The organism is Streptomyces sp. HP-A2021, assembly GCF_022807935.1.
Classification (GTDB): Bacteria; Actinomycetota; Actinomycetes; order Streptomycetales; family Streptomycetaceae; genus Streptomyces; species Streptomyces afghaniensis.
This window is the reverse complement of the sequence record NZ_CP094344.1, coordinates 9,461,510-9,478,630: the sequence shown is the minus strand read 5'-3', so window position 1 is coordinate 9,478,630 and position 17,121 is coordinate 9,461,510. Positions and strand designations below refer to the sequence as shown.

Below are 17,121 nucleotides of genomic sequence, written 5' to 3'. Positions count from 1 at the left end.
GTCGACGGGGCCACCGTCGCCACCCTGGTCACACCCGGCGACACCACGCACTGGATCAACGGCCTGCGGGACGGCGAGCACACGGTCCGGGTCGTCAAACGCAACGACACGCCGGGAGACACCAGCACGTTCGGAGGCTTCGTCGCCGCGCCCGGGGGCGCCGTACTGAGCAAGCCGGCGCCCCGGGACCGCCAGATCGAGTTCATCGGGGACTCCATCACGGTGGGCTACGGCAATGTCTCGGGCACCCGCGACTGCAATCCGGAGCAGCTCAAGCGGAACACCAACACTGACGTGAGCCACGGCGCCCTCACCGCCCAGCAGCTGGACGCCGATTACCAGATCAACGGCTTCTCCGGCCTCGGCATGGTGCGCAACGTCGCCGGCATCTGCCCGGACGTCACCTACCGGACCTACTACGACCGCGCCCTGCTGAACGTGGACGGCGACGTCTGGCAGCCGGGGACGTGGCGCCCCCAGATCGTGGTGGTCAACCTCGGCTCCAACGACTTCTCCGACCTCACCCCCGGTGAACCGTGGACGCCCGACAGCCTCGCGGCCGCCTACCGCACCGCCTACGGCGAGTTCCTCCGGAAACTGCGGACTCGCTACGGTGCCGGCACCACCCTCGTGGCCGTCGGCTTCGACAGAAACGCCGAGCATGTGCGGCAGGTGGTCGAGGCGCGTAACGACGCCGGCGACAGCGGGGTCCACTACTGGTTCCTCGATCAGTCGGGCCTGGACTTCCTCGGATCTGACGGGCACACCTCGGCTCACGACGACCGGGTGATCGCCGACCGGCTTGCCCCGTTCCTCAGGAGCCTGCCGACGGGATGGTAAGGAACATGGTCACCCGTGAACCGGGCCAGGGACTGCTACCTCCCGCTGTCGCCTCCGGAACCCCCCTGCGTGCCCTGCCGCTGGGCGACTTGATCACCTGGCTCGAGAGCAGCAGCACGGGCGAAAGCTACGGGGGTCCGCTGTGGGACAGGCTCACCGCGGCAGCGGTCCCCGGCCCCGGCCCCACTGTCGGGTCTGGCCGCCGGGCGAGGAGCTGATCTCGTAGCCGAACTGGACGTCGCCTTACGCGGCGCCCATCGCCGCTGTCTCCCCTCGATCCGCTGACCTGATCGCGGCCGGAATGAGATGCGGGACCAGACGTCCGACAGGTCACAGCCACTCGTTGATCGCTGCGATGAGGACGGTCGCTTTGAAGCGGACCGCGAGCTTGTCGAACCGCGTGGCCACGGCCCGGTTCCGCTTGAGCCGGTTGATGCCGCACTCGACCGCGTGCCGGGCCTTGTAGTCCTCGCGGTCGAAGGCCGGTGGACGCCCACCGGCCGCTCCCCGGGGGTCGCGGTGGCCTGCCTGATCGGCAGGTTCCGGGATCGTGCAGCGGATCCCGCGCTGCCGCAGACAGGCACGGTTCGCGCGCGATGAATACGCTTTGTCGCCTCGCACCAACAGCGGACGGACCCGGGGCCTCCCCAGTCCGAGACGAGGAACCCAAATGGCTTCCAGCACGGCCGTGCACTGCGGGCTGTCACCCCGCTACCCTGCTGTGACCAGCGGCGACAACGGCCGCTGCCCTTGCTCACAGGCCAGGTGAATCTTCGTGGTCCAGCCGCCGCGGGACCTGCCCAAGCCGTGATCGTCAGGTTCGCTGGTGGCCGCCCGGCGGTTCATTCTGTGCTTGGTCGTCCCGCCGGGCACCGGCCGCATGCTGGTGTGCCCGGTAGATCGTGGAGTCGACGTTCACCTCCCAGGTGATCAGCCCGACTGCGTCCGCCCGCGCTTGCAGTCTGGTCAGTACCGACGACCAGACCCCAGCGCGTTGCCAGCGGCGGAGGAGCCCGTAGGCCGTCTGCCACGGACCGTACTCCGCCGGCAGATCCCGCCACGGGGCCCCGGTCCGAACCCGCCGGCGGATCCCGTTGATCAGCTTCCGCTGGCGCACCGACGGCCTGCCCAACACCGCGACCGGCAGCAACGGGCACAACACTGCCCACTGGTCATCAGAAAGATCCCCTCGCCCCACACCGAGATCATCACGGCACGATGCGAGAGTGTGAGCGGCCGTCGGCCCCTGCAGTCGGTGCCGCATGCCTGACCGGAGCCGCCCACAACAGACGCCAAATCGCGGGTCGCCGGTCGGGTCAACCGGGCGGGCCCCCGTACGCTGAGCAGTGCGGCGAACGGCGTCGACAGGCCCGTGGTATGCGCCTCGGCTCTGCGTACGGCCGGCAGCCCACGCCGCCGCCGCTTGTGACGAGAACCGCCGGTGCGCCAATGAGCGCGGCTATCACTTCCGACTCCATGAGCGCGGAGTCTGCCAGGCCATGCCACAAGCCGTGGCCATTCCCACGGTTCGCTGCCGCTTTCCGATTGCCGTACCTTCGCAGCCGGGTCAGCCCCACCGAGCAGGGCCATGACCTTCCTTCCTCGCCACTCTGGCAGGGTCCCCTATGCCAAGCAAGGGCGGGCGACTTCGTTCCCTTCTGTGGCCCGACCAGGGCTCCGAGGCATTGATCCAGCAGTCGTGCATAGATCTCGTGCGGAAATTCGCGTCACCTCGGAAGGTGGGCGCTCACCAACAGTGCGTCGGCCGTGCGAGGGCCCTCACCGGTGGCGGGCAGCACACCGACATCGATCCGAGTGAATCCGGCCGCATCGAGCGCCGTCGTCCACACGTGCTCCTGGAGTACCCAGCGGCGCATCGTGGCTGGCTCGCCATCCGGCGTCTTCGCCGGGATGCCGGCGGGCACCACATCGGGCTGGGCCCTCGTCCCGGACAGGTAGTGGGCGAGGGTGGAGAACGCCAGTCGCCCGCCGGGCCGCAGCGCGGCGGCCGCCGCGGGCAGCAGCTTGCCCGGGTCGGTGAAGTCGACGGCCCCGAAGACGCTGTAGAGCACGTCGTACGTGGCGGCCCTGGCGTGCAGGTGGTTGACGACGTCGGAGTGCACGAGGCGCAGGCGTGGGGCGAGGTGCCCGTACAGGTCGGTCGCCATGGCGTGCTGGGCGGGTGAGGCGTCCACCGCGATGACCTGGGCGGGGTGGTGACGAGTCACCAAGTACGCGGCGTGCCGGGCCGCTCCGGCGCCGAGGTCGCCCACGCACTTGTCCGTCAGGTCGCCCAGGATTTCCGGTCCGGGCCCGGCGTCCTGGCCCCAGTTCCAGTAGAACGCGGCGGGCACCTCGCGGTCGGTGTCGGCGCGGGTGCGGCCGTAGTGGTGCCAGAGGTCTGCGGTACGGGGATTCATTTCGGTACCGGGTCATGGAAGCCGCGTCGTCGGGCTGCCCGTGGACGGCAGCGCAGCAACCGGGCCAGGATCAGCCGCCCCCCATGAAGTGCCCCGTGTTCGTGCAAAGCTTGTACGGCATATGTGGAGCACGTCGGGGTGTACGCGCAGCACGCTCGCCGCGTAGGACTGATCGCGACGCGGTAGTGGCGAACCGCCGTGTACATCGCGGAGGCTACGCGGCCCGCCGGCCGCGGGGCTGCACGGTCTTCGCCTGATCCGGCGATCGCAGTGGGCCGGAAGACAGCGAGAAACAGGACCGTCAGCCACGCGGCAGGACAGCATCGGCTGCACCCGATGTAGGTGTCGAGTGCTCCGAGGCAGCAGCCCTCTTGGTCATCGCTGCGCTTCCTCTGATGTCCGGACCTGTCAGCCCGCGGTGACTTCGACACGACTCTTCCTCCCGGTCAGCCGGATCATATGCGTGTTCACCGGTCGTGCGGGCACCTGTACGTCCGCGGCCAGTTCCGGGCGCAACTGTTCCCGTCCGGCTGTGTGGAGCCGCAGTGATCAGCCGACACTCAGCGTGCGCAATGGCAGCACGAAGTTCAATCAGGCCGCCGAGGGCTGTGTGGCGTCGGTCAAAGCCGTCGTACGCCTCATGCGCTGGGACCAGACGGGCTTGGGTCTCCAGCTGTTGCCAGGCATAGCGCGCAGGAGATTGGCCAGTTGCCGCGTGTCCGCCCGTAAGCAGGATGAGCCAGCCGACAGCAGGGCAAGGATGGCTGCGGGCACTCGGGCTCCGTGCTAGACCAGTCGCTCCCGGGCCTGTGTGCTGGGCGCGTCCCGACATCTGGTGCGGTGGCTTCATCTTCGGACTCCAGCCGGCGCCGGGTCGACTCGACGTCTGCGGACTCAAGAGGGAATCGGGTTGCGAACCGATCGCCACTGCGGAAGATGACGTTGACCGTACCCTGCGCCACGATGCTCCTGACCGGCAGGATCCGCCACTCAGGAAACTGCTGCTCTACCAACCTGCGCACCGTCTCAGGTGACACCGCCAAGTGTTCTGTCGCGCAACGTTGCTTGCTGGAAGTCCGGCACTGGTGCGGGCTCCACTTCCAGGTCCGGGGCCTCGGTGACGAACCGTTCAGCGAAGGCCACCTCGGTCCCCCACGCTTCCCATGCCGCGGTGACGGCCCTGGGGTCGTCCGGGGCGGGACGACCTCGTCGGCCAGTTCAACTACGCCCCGGTCCAGCGCACGGCGGTGGTCTCGTTCAGCCGTAAGTCCGACGGCACCTACCGCTGTTCCGACACGGTCCCCGAAGCCCATTTCACGTACGCCAGTTCGTCGTAGTGGCAGGGCGAGGCTAATCCAGCGTGGGCGCGCGGTCAGGGTTTCCCTCGCTTCCGGCCGTGCCACGGGATTCGGAGAACGTGCGCCGGTAGGCGCTCGGAGAGACGCCGACGATGCGGTGGAAGTTCCGGCGCAGGGTGCTGGCCGTGCCCATGCCGACCTGTTCGGCGATCTGCTCGATGCTGTTGTCGGTCGTCTCCAGCAGTTCCTGCGCGCGGCGGATGCGCTGGGTGAGGAGCCACTGCAGGGGGCTGGTCCCGGTGACCGCGATGAAGCGGCGGCTGAAGTGGCGCAGGCTCATGTTTGCCCGGCGGGCGAGTTCGGCGACCGTGACCGGCTCGTGGAGGTGTTGCCTCGTCTGGTCCAGCAGGGCCGGCAGACCGTACGGGTCACCTCCGGTACCCGAGCCGTGGCCGTCCGGCAGCGGGCTGGCGATGAACTGTGCCTGTCCGCCGGCGCGGTGCGGGGCGACCACGAGCCGCCGGGCCAGCGTGTTGGCCATGGTCGCGCCGAGATCGCTGCGGACCATGTGCAGGCAGAGGTCGATCCCTGCCGCCTGCCCCGCCGAGGTGAGGACGTCTCCCTCGTCGATGTAGAGCACTCCGGGGTCCACGTCGACCCGCGGATAGTCGTCGGCCAGTCGCCGGGTGTGCATCCAGTGGGTGGTCGCGCGGCGTCCGTCGAGCAGCCCGGCGGCGGCCAGCACGAACGCTCCGGTGCAGATGGAGGCGACCCGCGCGCCCCGCTCGTGTGCCGCGCGCACCGCCTTCACCAGGTCGGCGGGCGCCCGCTCCATGGCCTCGTCGCAGGCGGGGACGATCACTGTGTCGGCCTCCACCAGGTCGTCCAGCGTGTGCCGGGTCTCCGAGCGCAGCCAGCCTCCGACATTGGCCCCGGGGGCCCCGCAGACGACCAGCTCGTAACCGGCCCCGGCGGCCTCGGGGTTACCGGGACCGAAGATCGCGCAGGGGATGGAGAGCTCGAACAGCGGCATCCCGTCCGTGACGGCCAGGGCGACAAGCGTCATGGCACAAATTGTACGGTGAATGTCGTTTCGGCCGCTTGAGGACGTCGTGGGGCCGCCGTCAGTGTCGTATTCATGAGCTATCCGATATCGCCTACGTCCCATGAAGCTCCCCGGGGAGAGGCCCGGTTCTCCGATGCGGGCGGCCGGGCCTGGCTGGCGATCGCTCTGGGGGTTGCTGCCGTCGGCTGGGGGCGAACCAGTTCGCGCCGCTGTTGCTGATGTACCGCTCGGAGCTGGGCGTCCCCACGACGACGGTGGAGGCGACCTACGCCCTGTACGCGGTGGGACTGATCCCCGGGCTGCTGCTCGGAGGCCCGTTCTCCGACCGGTACGGCCGCCGTCGGGTGCTGGTGCCCGCGCTGGTCATCTCCGCGCTCGCCAGCGGGTTGCTCATGCTGGCCGAGTCCGGGATCGGGTGGCTGTTCGTCGGTCGGCTGGTCGCCGGTGCCGCCAGCGGAGCGGCGTTCAGCTCGGGCACCGCGTGGATCAAGGAACTCACCGTCAGCGGCTCCGGCCGGGACGAGCACACCGGCGCCCGCCGCGCGACGATCGGCATGACCACGGGCTTCGCGGTGGGCCCGCTGATCGCGGGTCTGCTGGCGCAGGCGGCACCGGATCCGGTCGTCATCTCCTACGTGCCGCACGTGGTGCTCACCCTGGCGGCCGTGCCGTTCGTACTGCGCACCCCGGAGACCCACACGGCCAACGGGGACGCCCCGCTCTGGTCCCGCCTGCGGTTGCCGGAGGAGAGCAGCCGCCGGTTCTGGACGGTCGTCGCGCCGCTGGCGCCCTGGGTGTTCGCCGCGTCCGCGATCGCACTGGCCTATCTGCCCGGCCTGGTGCTGGACCGGCTCGGTGACAACGCACTGATGTTCAGCGCGGTCGTGACCATGCTGACCATGGTCACGGGCATCGCTGTCCAGCCGCTGGCGCGCCGGGTCAGCCATCCGGACAAGCCGTATCTGATCGCGACCGCCCTGGGCATCGTGGTGGGCGGGCTGGTGCTCGGCGCGGTGGCCGCGGCGGACGCGCACTGGTGGATCGTCGCTGTCGCCGCGCTGGTGCTCGGCGCGGGCTACGGCTGCTGCCTGGTGTGCGGGCTGATGGAGGTCCAGCGCCTGGCGGGCACCGAGAACCTGGGCCGGCTGACCGCGATCTTCCAGGCCTTCGCCTACCTGGGCTTCGGGGCACCGTATCTGCTCGCCCTGATCGAACACGCGGTGCCGCCGTCAAAGTTGCTGTTGCTGGCCGCTGTGCTGGCGGTGCTGACCCTCGTCTGGACGACCTACCAGGCCTCACAACAGCCCCGATCCGGCGAAACAGCCTGCAAAGGCCGCTTCCCGTTCGGTGGTTAGGGGGTAGTGGCACGAGCCGACCCAGCGGCGGCGGCGACCCGAGCATCTGGCTCGCCACCGGCGCGTGGGGGCGACCCCGGGAACGGCGAACGCAGCGATGTCCGGCGGGTGCGCTGTCGCACGCCCACTCCCGGCACGTCACCGTCCGCTCCTTGGAGCGTGCCCCATCTCGTCAGCGCCGGCGAGCGGGGTCTGATGCGTGCGGCTGTAAGGCGGAGGAGGACATCGAACACCGCTGCGATGGGGGGCAACGCCCGCAACTGCTACCGGAATTGGCATAGACCTTTACGTCAGCACGGGCTGGGCTCTGCCGCGCACATCACGAGAGCGCTCTCAAGCACTGCTGTTCCACCCTCACCCTGCTGGAACAACGAAGGGTCATTCCCTTGAGACGCACCACAACACTGCGCACCGCACTGTCCGCACTCCTCCTGCTCGGCACCTGGGCGACCGCGAGCGTCCTGCCTGCCTCCGCCGCGGATGCTCCCGCGCGCTCCGCCGAAGCACCGGCCTCCCCCGAGCTCCTGTCCGCGATGCAGCGCGACCTGGCGCTGACGCGGAACGAGGCCGTGGCACGCCTGGCCGCGGAGAAGACCGCTACGGCCGTCGAACGCAAGGCGCGCAGCGCGGCCGGTTCGGCCTACGGCGGCTCCTGGTTCGACGCCGGCAGTGGCCGACTCACCGTCGCCGTCACCCGTGCCGCGCGTGCCGACGCCGTACGCGCGACCGGAGCGGCCGTACGCCTCGTGCGCTACGACGCACGGCAGCTCGACGCGGCGAAGAAGAGCATCGACTCGCTGTCCGCGCCCGCCAAAGTCGCCAGTTGGCACGTGGATCCCAAAGCCAACAAGGTCGTCGTGAACATCGTCGCCGCTCACCGGGACGACAACGATGTCCGGGCCTTTCTCGCCCGAGCCCGCGAAGCGGGCCCCGTGACGGTGCGCCAGACCCCCACCGCACCGCGTACCTTTGCCGCCGGCACCGTGGGCGGTGACCCCTACTACACCGGCAACGTCCGCTGCTCCATCGGCTTCTCCGTGCACGGCGGCTTCGTCACCGCCGGGCACTGCGGCTCGCCGAGTGCGGCCGTGTACGGCTGGGACCGGTCCTACATCGGCAATTTCCAGGGGTCATCGTTCCCGGGTAACGACTACGCCTGGGTGAACGTGGGCAGCGGCTGGTGGACCCGATGACGAAAACGAGCGTCTGCGCCGAACCCGGCGACTCAGGAGGCTCCTTCATCAGCGGCGATCAGGCCCAAGGCGTCACCTCCGGCGGCTGGGGCAACTGCAGCGGCGGCGGCCAGACCTGGCACCAGCCCGTCAACGAGATCCTCAACCGGTACGGGCTGACACTGCACACGGCCTGATCCCTCATCAGCACGGCCGAGCGGACTCCGTCACGGGACTGTCGACGGAGTCCGCTCGAACTTCACCTCCCCCATGGACGAAGCCACCTTTCCGCTGTGTGGGGCGCCGATCAGCAGGCAGAACACATGCGCTAGATTTTGCCTCTCTTTGACCGCGATCACTCACGATCTCTACCCTTCGGAGTCGGCAACCCCATGAGCGACATCGTCAACGGACTCGGTCGGGCCACTGCGTACGGCGGCCTGGGGCTGGTCCTGTTGGTCCTCGGCATCGTCCTGGTCGACGTGCTGACGCCTGGAAAGCTCGGCCGACAGATCTGGGAGCAGCGCAATCGCAACGCCGCCATGGTCCTCAGCTCCGCACTGCTCGGTATCGGCGGCATCGTGTTCACGTCCATCTGGACGACGTACGAGGACTTCGGCAAGGGGCTGGTCTCGACCGCCGCGTTCGGGCTGCTGGGGCTCGTGATGATGGCTGTGGCGTTCCTGGTGGTGGACCTGATCACGCCGGGGCGCCTGGGTGCGACGCTGGTCGAGGCAGAGCCTCATCCCGCGGTGTGGGTCACAGCGTCCTGCAATCTCGCTGTGTCCGCTGTCATATCGGCCTCCATCGCCTGAACCGCTGTCCCTGAGCGATGGCCCACACGCCGTAGAGGCCCCTGTCCCATCGAGAAAGCGGGGGCTTCAGCGCAAGCCCGACGCATCGCTCAGGTATTGCCCCTCCCGACCACCCGTGCTTGATACGCGCGATCACCTTTACCAAGCTGCGCGGGACCCCGGGGCCCCGGCTGCCACTCGTCTTCGCCCTGTGCGCGACCGGGTTCGCGGTGATGTGGCTCGCCAACAGCGCGCCGCTGCTGATCGCCGGCGCCGTATTCAACTGCCTCGGCACCGGTCTTCTGCTGCCTTCCCTGCTCACCATCGCCATGTCCAGGCTGGACTTCGCCGACCGCGGCCGTGGCACCGGCCTGTGGACCGCGTCGTTCTTCATCGGCCGGTTCATCTGCCCGCTGGTGCTGATCGCGGCCGAGTCCGCCCTCGGCACTCTGGCCGCCGCCGTCGGCCTGCTCGGCCTGGCCGCGGCCGTCGTCGCGGCAGGCTCCTTCCTGACCGCCCGGCGCAGGGCTGCGGCCGTCGCACCGTTGTCCCAGTAGCAGGAAGCCGCCCTCGACGGGCTAGTCGTGGGCGGCGCTGTCGCCTACGGACCAGGTCCAAGTGGTGAGGCCGGTTTGCAGAACAGCTGGGAGCGCCGCGGTCTGCTGGTCCGGGGCCTCCCGGGCAGCGGCCTGCGAGGGACCATGGGCCGCCCTGAGGCGAACGACCTGCTGGTTGCGGCGGCCAAGGAGACCGCACCGCGGAACCGGTGGCCGCCGCGAGCGGGGTCCGCGCCGGTTTCACGCCGGACCGATGACCTTCTTGCGCATGTGCCCATAAACCACCGACGTCCGTACGTCGGCGAGTTCCGGGCGCTTCGCCAGCTTCTCCAGGACCACTGCGTGCAGATGGTCGGTGTCCCGGACGGCGACATGCACGAGGAAGTCGTCGTTCCCGGTGAGGACGAAGATCGAGACGACCTCGGGCATCCCCTCCAAGAAGGTCTGGAAGGCCTCGATCACAGCACGTGTCGGCGGGCGGACCCGTACGGCGATCACCGCCTGCAACCCGCGGCCGATCGCCGCGAGGTCTGCCTCCGCATGAAATCCCGTCAGGATGCCGCTCCTGCGCAGCGACCGGATTCGCTCCAGACACGTGGACGGGGCGATACCGAGTTCCTGGGCCATGTCCCGGTTGGTGCGCCGACCGTCCTCCTGGAGCATCCGCACCAACGCCGAATCTAGTTCGTCCACGCTTGCCTCACCCCGCCGGATTCCGAAGGTAATTCGGACTCTTCGCATCACCTTCGATGATCTTGTTAACCTCCAGCCTAGTTGACCGATGCTTGTTCGGTCACAGCGCGGTGGGCGGCAATGGGTAGTGGAGAGGGGCGACTTGCTATGCATAAACGAGGACCCACGGTGTGGGCGGTGTGTGCGGTCATGGCGGCGGCGCTGTTCTGGAGCAGTTCGTACGCGGTGACCAAGCAGGTGCTGGAGGATGTGGGCCCGCTCAGTATCGGCGCCATCAGGTTCACCCTTGCGGCGTTACTCCTGGGCGTGATGGTACGGCTGAGCAGGCACCGCCCGGCCTGTCCGGACCCCCGGCAGCGGCGGCAGCTCTACCTGAGCGGGTTCCTCGGCATCACCGTGTACTTCATCCTTGAGAATGTCGGCGTCGACCTGTCCACGGCATCCGACGCGTCGCTGATCGTGGCCACGTACCCGCTGATGACGATGCTGGTGGAACTGGTCGTCTTCCGCACCCGGATGCCGCTGCCGCGTGTGACGGGCGTGCTGCTGGCTACCGTCGGCGCGTTCCTCGTCGTACGCAACGGGGCCGAGGTCGGCGGCAGTTCGCGCTGGCTGGGGGACGTCCTGCTGCTGCTCGGCGGGCTGGCCTGGGCCGGCTACAACGTGCTCGGCAAGCGCGCGAGCGCCGGCCAGGACGCCGCGAGCGTCACCTACTACCAGACCTTGGCGGGTGCGGCCGGCTTCCTGCTCGCGTCCCTGCTGGAGGCCGACGACTGGCGGATGCCGGGCGCGACCGCCTCATCACTGCTGGTCTACCTGGCCGTGGCGTGCTCGGTCGGCGGCTTCCTGCTCTACAACTACGGCCTGCGCAGGATGGCGTCGAGCGTCGCGGTCAACATCCTCAACCTGGTACCGGTCTTCGGCGTCATCGGCGCCGTCGTGATCAACGGGGAGTCCATCCGACTCGCCCAGGTGACGGGCGGCGTGATCATCATCGTCGGGGTGGCGCTGGGCATGATCGAGCGGGGACAGGAGGCCACGGCGAATCCGGGCGCGAGGGGAAGCGAGCCTTCCGGGACTGCGACCGCCCGGATTACGGCAGAGGCGGGGCCCGTGCCGGACGAGCCCGAAACGGCTGAACCGACCGCGCGTTGAGTGATCGACGGGGCTCGATAGCCACAAGGCGGCGCACGTCCTGGCCGGCCTCGCCGATAATGTCCCAACCCGCGCACCTCCGGCCGAGGTGGAGTCAAGCTTTCTCGCCGGTAACCCGTTCAATCCGCGGGAGGAACTCACCGAGATCGAAGAGACGGCGGAGTCGCTGCGTATCAAGCAGATCAAGCCCCCTCACCGTGGTGCGGCACGGCCTTCCGGGAGGAAGCCGAGTACGTCGTCATCGATGGCAACCGACGGTTGGCCGCTGCGGAGCTGGCTGGTCTCGCCGAACCGCGAATCGATATGAACGACGAACTCACCGCACGGTGGCGGACGTTGTGGAGGCCGCGCTGATCGCAAACGTTCACTGTGTCGACCTCCCTCCGCTGGACCAAGCGAAAGCGATCCCCCGCTGGGGTCTGTCGACCCGGTCCGCATCGGCGAGGGCTACTACTCCCAGCCGTCCGGGCAGGTCGCGGCCAAGCCGTACACGGGGCTGCGGGAAGCGCTCGCCCGGTCGTCGAAGGTGGCCGTCACGAAGTACGCCTGGCAGGCCGGGAGAGATGGGGCCTGCTGCGAGTGCGGGATGGCGTGATCGTGCTGCACGCCATGCGCTGGCCCGACGAAATCAGGTCGCCGGAGGAACTACTGCCCCCTCCTCGTCGAGCTGACCGACGAGGAGATCGACAGCGCTCTCGCCCTCATGGACATCATGAGCTGCGACGACCTCAACGATCCCGAGTTCCGCGACACCTACAGGGTTGTCAAGTCTTCTTTGCAGCACAACATGGGTTACTGCGCTTCTGGCACGTGAGGCAAGTAGTCGGCGGCACGTGAGACTCATGTCTCGGGGTGGTACTGGTGGGCTCGCCTCATTCGAAAGGGCGTCGTCGTACGTCAGCCGAAGCCGCGGAGCGAGGTGGCGACACGCATCGCCGGCCGACCGCAGGTTCCGGCCGCTTGGTCACCGGCCGGTAAAGCCGAGAGCCCCTGCCTTCACAGCGGTCGTGACCTGCGGCTACTGTTTCGCCGCTGTCGTGCGGACGAACGTGAAACCGTCCATTCGCCTTGGGGGAGGGGATCGGCAGCCATCCATTCACTGTGGGGGCACATTGAACCTGCGTACGCGCCGCAGATCCGCGGCGCTCACCACTGCCGCCGCGCTCGCGGCGGGCCTCATCGCCGCGCTTCCCGGTCCGGCCGCCGCCGTTCCCGGCAACTGGCCGGCCACCGACGGGAAGCTGCTCTACACGGACGTCGGCGGCCAGATGGCGTTCGTCCGTCCCGACGGGTCATCGTGGTCCCAGTTCCACCCGACCGGAGACCAGGGCACCTGGTCCGCCGACGGCAGCCAGGTCGCCTTCGTGAACCACTACGACGACCACATCCGCACGGCATGGGCCGACTCCGAGGACACCGGCGTCGACATCGCCATGCCGTCGGGCAGTGGCTGGCATCCTGCCGATCCGACCTTCTGGTACGGCGGCGGCGACATCGTCTTCACGGCCGGCGGCCGGCTGCGGCTGACCGCGGCCGACGGCACCCGCACACCGAAGGCCCTGTTCGGCACCGATGTCGACGGCTGCGACTCCGAGCCCAGCGGCGCGGTGAACGGCATGCTGGCCTTCGTACGCACGGGCACGAGCTGCGGGACCGCGGGCGCCCCGGCCGTCTGGGTCTACAACGGCCGCTCCGGGGCGTTCACCAAGCTGGCCGACAACGCGAAGGACCCGAGCATCTCCCCCGACGGCCGGTCGGTGGCCTTCACACGGTCGGTCGACGGGCACAGGCAGCTCTTCAAGGTCAACACCGACGGCACCGGGCTCGCCCAGCTCACCACGGACGCCGTGGACCACAACCGGCCCGCCTGGTCGCCGCAGGGCAACCGGATCGCGTACGACGTTTTCGTCTCCGGCGACCCCGACATCCCCAGCGGGCCCCAGGTGTGGATCCACGACCTCGGCACGGGCACGCAGACGCAGGTGCCCCAGGGCACCGGCACCGACGTGGCCTGGCAGCCGCTCAGGGACAACGCGATCTCCCGGGTCTACGGCTCCGACACCTACGACACCAACATCGCGTCGTCCAAGTGGACCTGGAACACGGTCGGCGCGGGCGCAACCGGCTTGCCGAACGCGAACGCGGCCGTGCTCATCAGCAAGTCCGACGCGGCCTACGCCACCACCGCGACATCTCTGGCCGGCAAGAAGCGGGGGCCGGTGCTGATGACCTCCGGGACGGGCCTGGACTCCTCGGTGCAGACGGAGCTCAAGCGCATGCTGCCCAAGGGCAGGACGGTGTACTTGGTCGGCGGCACCAAAATCCTCAGCAGCGCGGTGGCGTCGAAGGTGACCTCGCTCGGGTACGTGGCCAAGCGGCTGTCCGACGTCTCGCGCTACTCGACCTCGGTGGCCGTGGCCAAGGCCATCACCAGCACGCCGAAGTACGTCTTCCTCGCCACCGGCACCGACTACCACAACGCCCTCGCGGCGAGTTCCGCCGCCGGTTCCATGGGCTCCGCCGGTACCGCGACCGTCCTGCTGACCGACGGTTCGACCATGACCGCATCGGTCTACGGGTACCTCAACAAGTACAGTCCCGGCACGACGAAGATCATCACGGTGGGCACCGACGCCGAGTCGGCGCTGACCAAGGCATACAAGGCCGGGAAGATGCCGAACTGGCCCGTTTCGTACAGCTACTACCGGGTCGCCGGCTCCACGCCGCAGTCGAACTCCGTGCAGCTCGCCAACCTGTGGTGGTCGCTGCCGTCGAACGCCGCCGTGGCCTCCGTGGGGAGCTGGCGAGGCGGTGTCTCCGCGTCCTCGGCGATGACCACCTACGGCCCGCTGCTGTGGACCGACGTCACCTCGCTGCCGTACGACACCAAGCGGTACCTGATGCGGATGTCGTCGAGCATGTACCACGTGGCCGTCTTCGGCGGCTCGGCATCGGTCGACGCCTCCGTCATCCCCAAGATCGGTGCGGCGATCGGCGTGGGCACCCGCTACGTCTACACGCCGTACTACAAGGGCGTGGCACCGCAGACCACGACCGCGCAGCCGCTGTCCGGCGGCACCGGGTCCGCGCCGAGCCCGGATCTCGCGCCACTGCGGGTGACGGCCAAGAAGTAGCCCTCGCGGACTTCAGGGCCCCGACCGGTCAGCCCGGTCGGGGCCTTCGTCGCGGCCGCTCGGACGATGCTGCGGGGACCGGCCTGGCGTTCGGTTGGCTCGGCCGCGTACTCGCTCGTCAGAACGTCCCGGCGCCACCCACACTCCTGGTGGGCTCGCCTCATTCGAAAGGGCGTCGTCGTACGTCAGCCGAAGCCGCGGAGTGAGGTGGCGACGTACCCCAGCAGTACGAGGCAGCAGCTGCCGACGACGACGAGCATCTGCGGAAGGCTCGGCTGGCTCCCCAGCATCAGGGGACTCCAGCCCCAGAACACCAGCACGGTCAGCGCCGTGCGCACGGTCTGGAACGGCGCCGACCAGGCCATCTCCTGAAGGTGGTCGGCGTCGGGCACGAGGGCGAACACCGGGGTCAGGATCGCGCCGATGAGCGCGACGACGATGAAGGCGATCAACGAGCCCATGCCCAACTCGTCGTCCTGGAAGGCCTTCCAGCGGTTCTCGGCGAGCGTGGGCAGGTCCTTGCTCTCATTGACGTAACCGCCGAGACCGGGGTCCGACCGGGCCCACAGGACGTCGACCTCGGTTCCTTTGCCGGGCTTGTCGCGCGTGAAAGCACCGCGCACGGTGAGCCGTTCCGCACCGCCGGGCACGGAGACCACGAGCCGGGACACGTATCCCTTCACGACGCCGTCGCTCAACTCCTGTCGTGTCGACTGCCGTTCCACGACCGCCGCGGTGCTCACCTCCGCGCCCGCGTCTCGCAGGGCGTCGAGCTTGTCGCCCGCATTGGACGAGGTAAGGAGAGCGACGGCGAACACAGCGGAGGAGAACGCGACGAGGACCCAGAGGGCACCGGTGCGAAGCTTGACCCAGAACCCGTCCGTGAACCCGTCGTCCTTGGGCTCACCGCGCAGCACCCACAGCGCCGCAACCCGCACCACCGCACACCCTACGGCGACGGCACCCCACACGAAGGGTTCGTGCCAGGGCCGGGCCATGGCGGTGGCCCCCAGCAGCCACATGCAGGCGACGCCGGCCGCGACCCACGCCGCGAGCGAGCACAGCCGTACGAGCCATACCAGCGCCGAACGCACAGATCCTCCCGATGAACATGTGAAACGGCCTCACCGCGGCGCCCTCATCGACGTGCCGGCGTACGCGGCCCGGGACGAGCAGGAAACCACCCCCGGCGAACGCCATCTCCGTCGGGGGTGGTTTTCCTGCCCCAGCAGCAGCTTCGGGTGGCGCTCGCTGCAGAACCGGCTTCAGCGGCGCGGCGCCGGGGCGGCGGCCCGGGCGGCTGATGAGCGGCCGGTGCACTTCGTCGCGTTCGATCTGCTGCGGTTGTCCGGGACCGACACGACCAGGTGGTCGTATCATGCGCCGCAGTAAGCATGTCGACACTCATCTCCACCGCGGAAGCTGCCCCCCTCCGCCAACTCAAGCGTTCACTCGCCGGCCGAAGCCCACTCACGTCCGGGTTCGCAGGCTGTTCGGGGACGGCCTCTACAAATCGAACTGCAAGTGCTCGATGTCCGTGAAGCGCACCTCCTCCAGCCGGCCGGCGCGGCGACCGTTGTCCTGGAAGTACACCTCCTTGAGCCCTTCGGCGGCGATCTCCCGCAGACGCTGCTCGGTCGCGCCCTGCTCCTGGGCCTCGAAGAGACGGGCGGCATAGCGGGGCGGCAGCGCCACCGTGAGATGGCGGAGGCGGTCCTCGTCGGTGGAGTCGATCGGCGCGGTGTAGCCGATCCGGGCCCGGGTGTCGACGATGAGCCCGCCGGTCATCGCCGCCTGCTGTCGTGCCTTGGGACCGGATCTGCGGCTGCCACCGCTTCTTCACCTCGCGCTCAAGCGCGCGGCAAGGTCCGGACGTGGCTTCTTGACCTGGTCCTTCACGTACCCGCTCGACGGTGCGCTGGGAGATCCGCAGCATCTGCGACCGCCATGGTGCCTTGAGCTGCTTGACCAGGTACCGCATCTCCGCGCCCGCACTCTTGGGTGCCGGGCGGGGAACGCCTTCTGCACCGCGGCCTCCAGGCCGTCCCCGAACAGGCTCATCGTCGCCCTCTCCTACTCTCCGTTGTCGACGTCCGTGACGGTGCCGCCCTTGACGTACTGGGCGAGGTTGAGCTCCGGCGTGTTGAACCGCTGAGGGACCTCCTCGCCCCACAGACACTCTGGGTGCCCTCGCGCTTGACCAAGCCCGGGTCGATGCCGAGCTTGAAGCCACCCGGCAGCGGCTTGCCGTCCCGGTAGGGCAGGAGGTCCAGCGACGACGTTCCGTCGGCCGCCAGACGACGCGGTCGGACAGGATCCCCACCGGGGTATGGCCAGTGAACGGCGCGTGCTTGACGATCTCGCGGTGCAGGTTGATCCGCGTGCGGGAGATGACCGCCGCCCGGATGTCCGGCCGCCATGTCGGCCGGGACAGCGCCCGCCACGGCTCACCCGGCCGACAGCCCTCGTCGCGCGGGTGCGCGGGCAGCTTGCCCAGGCCGCCCTTCGTCGTGGCCCTGATCGCCGAAACGGCGATCGCCAGCTGCGGGTCGCGCTCCTTGTAGCCCTCCATCGCCGCCGGGAAGTCCGGAGCCTCCACGTAATTCCACAGCCCCTGGTCTGGGCCCTGCCCTCTGT

10 protein-coding genes and 7 pseudogenes are annotated in these 17,121 nt (G+C 69.1%); 9 read left to right on the top strand and 8 right to left on the bottom strand.

The window, feature by feature from the left end:
- Window positions 1–3: 3 nt before the first annotated feature.
- Window positions 4–165 (top strand): annotated as a pseudogene (locus MQE23_RS43570) (acetylxylan esterase); the annotation flags it as partial.
- Window positions 166–840, top strand: coding sequence for an SGNH/GDSL hydrolase family protein (locus MQE23_RS42705; RefSeq protein WP_347710172.1), 675 nt, complete (start codon window positions 166–168; stop codon window positions 838–840).
- Window positions 841–1,170: 330 nt separating this feature from the next.
- Here MQE23_RS42705 and MQE23_RS42700 read toward each other — a convergent pair.
- From MQE23_RS42700 to MQE23_RS42680, 4 genes and pseudogenes are all read right to left on the bottom strand, one after another.
- A pseudogene (locus MQE23_RS42700) lies at window positions 1,171–2,038 on the bottom strand (IS5 family transposase).
- Between the two features lie 529 nt (window positions 2,039–2,567).
- Window positions 2,568–3,260 carry a class I SAM-dependent methyltransferase gene (locus tag MQE23_RS42695; protein ID WP_243382211.1) on the bottom strand — a complete coding sequence of 231 codons (693 nt, stop codon included), beginning with the start codon at window positions 3,258–3,260 and terminating at the stop codon, window positions 2,568–2,570.
- Window positions 3,257–3,466 (bottom strand): membrane protein insertion efficiency factor YidD, encoded by a 210-nt coding sequence (gene yidD, locus MQE23_RS42690; protein ID WP_243382209.1) that lies wholly within the window; start codon window positions 3,464–3,466, stop codon window positions 3,257–3,259. Before yidD ends, MQE23_RS42695 begins: the two co-directional genes overlap by 4 nt.
- 1,144 nt (window positions 3,467–4,610) lie before the next feature.
- A complete protein-coding gene (locus tag MQE23_RS42680; protein ID WP_243382207.1) occupies window positions 4,611–5,624 on the bottom strand; it encodes a helix-turn-helix domain-containing protein in 1,014 nt (337 codons plus the stop codon).
- Window positions 5,625–5,773: 149 nt separating this feature from the next.
- Between MQE23_RS42680 and MQE23_RS42675 the strand changes: the two genes are divergently transcribed.
- The 4 genes and pseudogenes from MQE23_RS42675 to MQE23_RS42660 form a co-directional block, all read left to right on the top strand.
- Window positions 5,774–6,979 carry an MFS transporter gene (locus MQE23_RS42675; protein WP_279345205.1) on the top strand — a complete coding sequence of 402 codons (1,206 nt, stop codon included), beginning with the start codon at window positions 5,774–5,776 and terminating at the stop codon, window positions 6,977–6,979.
- Window positions 6,980–7,365: 386 nt separating this feature from the next.
- Window positions 7,366–8,348 (top strand): annotated as a pseudogene (locus MQE23_RS42670) (S1 family peptidase).
- 195 nt (window positions 8,349–8,543) lie between these two features.
- Complete coding sequence (locus MQE23_RS42665) at window positions 8,544–8,966, top strand: DUF350 domain-containing protein (protein WP_243382203.1); 423 nt, start codon at window positions 8,544–8,546, stop codon at window positions 8,964–8,966.
- Window positions 8,967–9,094: 128 nt separating this feature from the next.
- Window positions 9,095–9,502, top strand: a pseudogene (locus MQE23_RS42660) (MFS transporter); the annotation flags it as partial.
- 240 nt (window positions 9,503–9,742) lie between these two features.
- Here MQE23_RS42660 and MQE23_RS42655 read toward each other — a convergent pair.
- Window positions 9,743–10,195, bottom strand: coding sequence for an Lrp/AsnC family transcriptional regulator (locus MQE23_RS42655; protein WP_243382202.1), 453 nt, complete (start codon window positions 10,193–10,195; stop codon window positions 9,743–9,745).
- Between the two features lie 147 nt (window positions 10,196–10,342).
- Between MQE23_RS42655 and MQE23_RS42650 the strand changes: the two genes are divergently transcribed.
- The 3 genes and pseudogenes from MQE23_RS42650 (at window position 10,343) to MQE23_RS42640 (ending at window position 14,484) form a co-directional block, all read left to right on the top strand.
- On the top strand, window positions 10,343–11,350 hold the full coding sequence (locus MQE23_RS42650; protein ID WP_243382200.1) for a DMT family transporter: 1,008 nt from the start codon (window positions 10,343–10,345) through the stop codon (window positions 11,348–11,350).
- A 415-nt stretch (window positions 11,351–11,765) separates the two neighbouring features.
- Window positions 11,766–12,107: pseudogene (locus tag MQE23_RS42645) on the top strand (Ku protein); the annotation flags it as partial.
- A gap of 355 nt (window positions 12,108–12,462) precedes the next feature.
- A complete protein-coding gene (locus MQE23_RS42640; RefSeq protein ID WP_243382197.1) occupies window positions 12,463–14,484 on the top strand; it encodes a cell wall-binding repeat-containing protein in 2,022 nt (673 codons plus the stop codon).
- Between the two features lie 185 nt (window positions 14,485–14,669).
- On the opposite strand, the gene MQE23_RS42635 is transcribed toward MQE23_RS42640, so the two are convergent.
- From MQE23_RS42635 to MQE23_RS42625, 3 genes and pseudogenes are all read right to left on the bottom strand, one after another.
- A complete protein-coding gene (locus tag MQE23_RS42635) occupies window positions 14,670–15,578 on the bottom strand; it encodes a hypothetical protein (RefSeq protein WP_243382194.1) in 909 nt (302 codons plus the stop codon).
- A gap of 412 nt (window positions 15,579–15,990) precedes the next feature.
- A pseudogene (locus tag MQE23_RS42630) lies at window positions 15,991–16,545 on the bottom strand (XRE family transcriptional regulator).
- Between the two features lie 12 nt (window positions 16,546–16,557).
- Window positions 16,558–17,071 (bottom strand): annotated as a pseudogene (locus MQE23_RS42625) (transcriptional regulator); the annotation flags it as partial.
- Window positions 17,072–17,121 lie beyond the last annotated feature (50 nt).

Bases quoted from the DNA above. Each gene is read 5' to 3' on its own strand.
- MQE23_RS42665 (WP_243382203.1), top strand. From the start codon at position 8,544: ATGAGCGACATCGTCAACGGACTCGGTCGGGCCACTGCGTACGGCGGC.
- MQE23_RS42695 (WP_243382211.1), bottom strand. From the start codon at position 3,260: ATGAATCCCCGTACCGCAGACCTCTGGCACCACTACGGCCGCACCCGC.
- MQE23_RS42680 (WP_243382207.1), bottom strand. From the start codon at position 5,624: ATGACGCTTGTCGCCCTGGCCGTCACGGACGGGATGCCGCTGTTCGAG.
- MQE23_RS42650 (WP_243382200.1), top strand. From the start codon at position 10,343: ATGCATAAACGAGGACCCACGGTGTGGGCGGTGTGTGCGGTCATGGCG.
- yidD (WP_243382209.1), bottom strand. From the start codon at position 3,466: ATGTACACGGCGGTTCGCCACTACCGCGTCGCGATCAGTCCTACGCGG.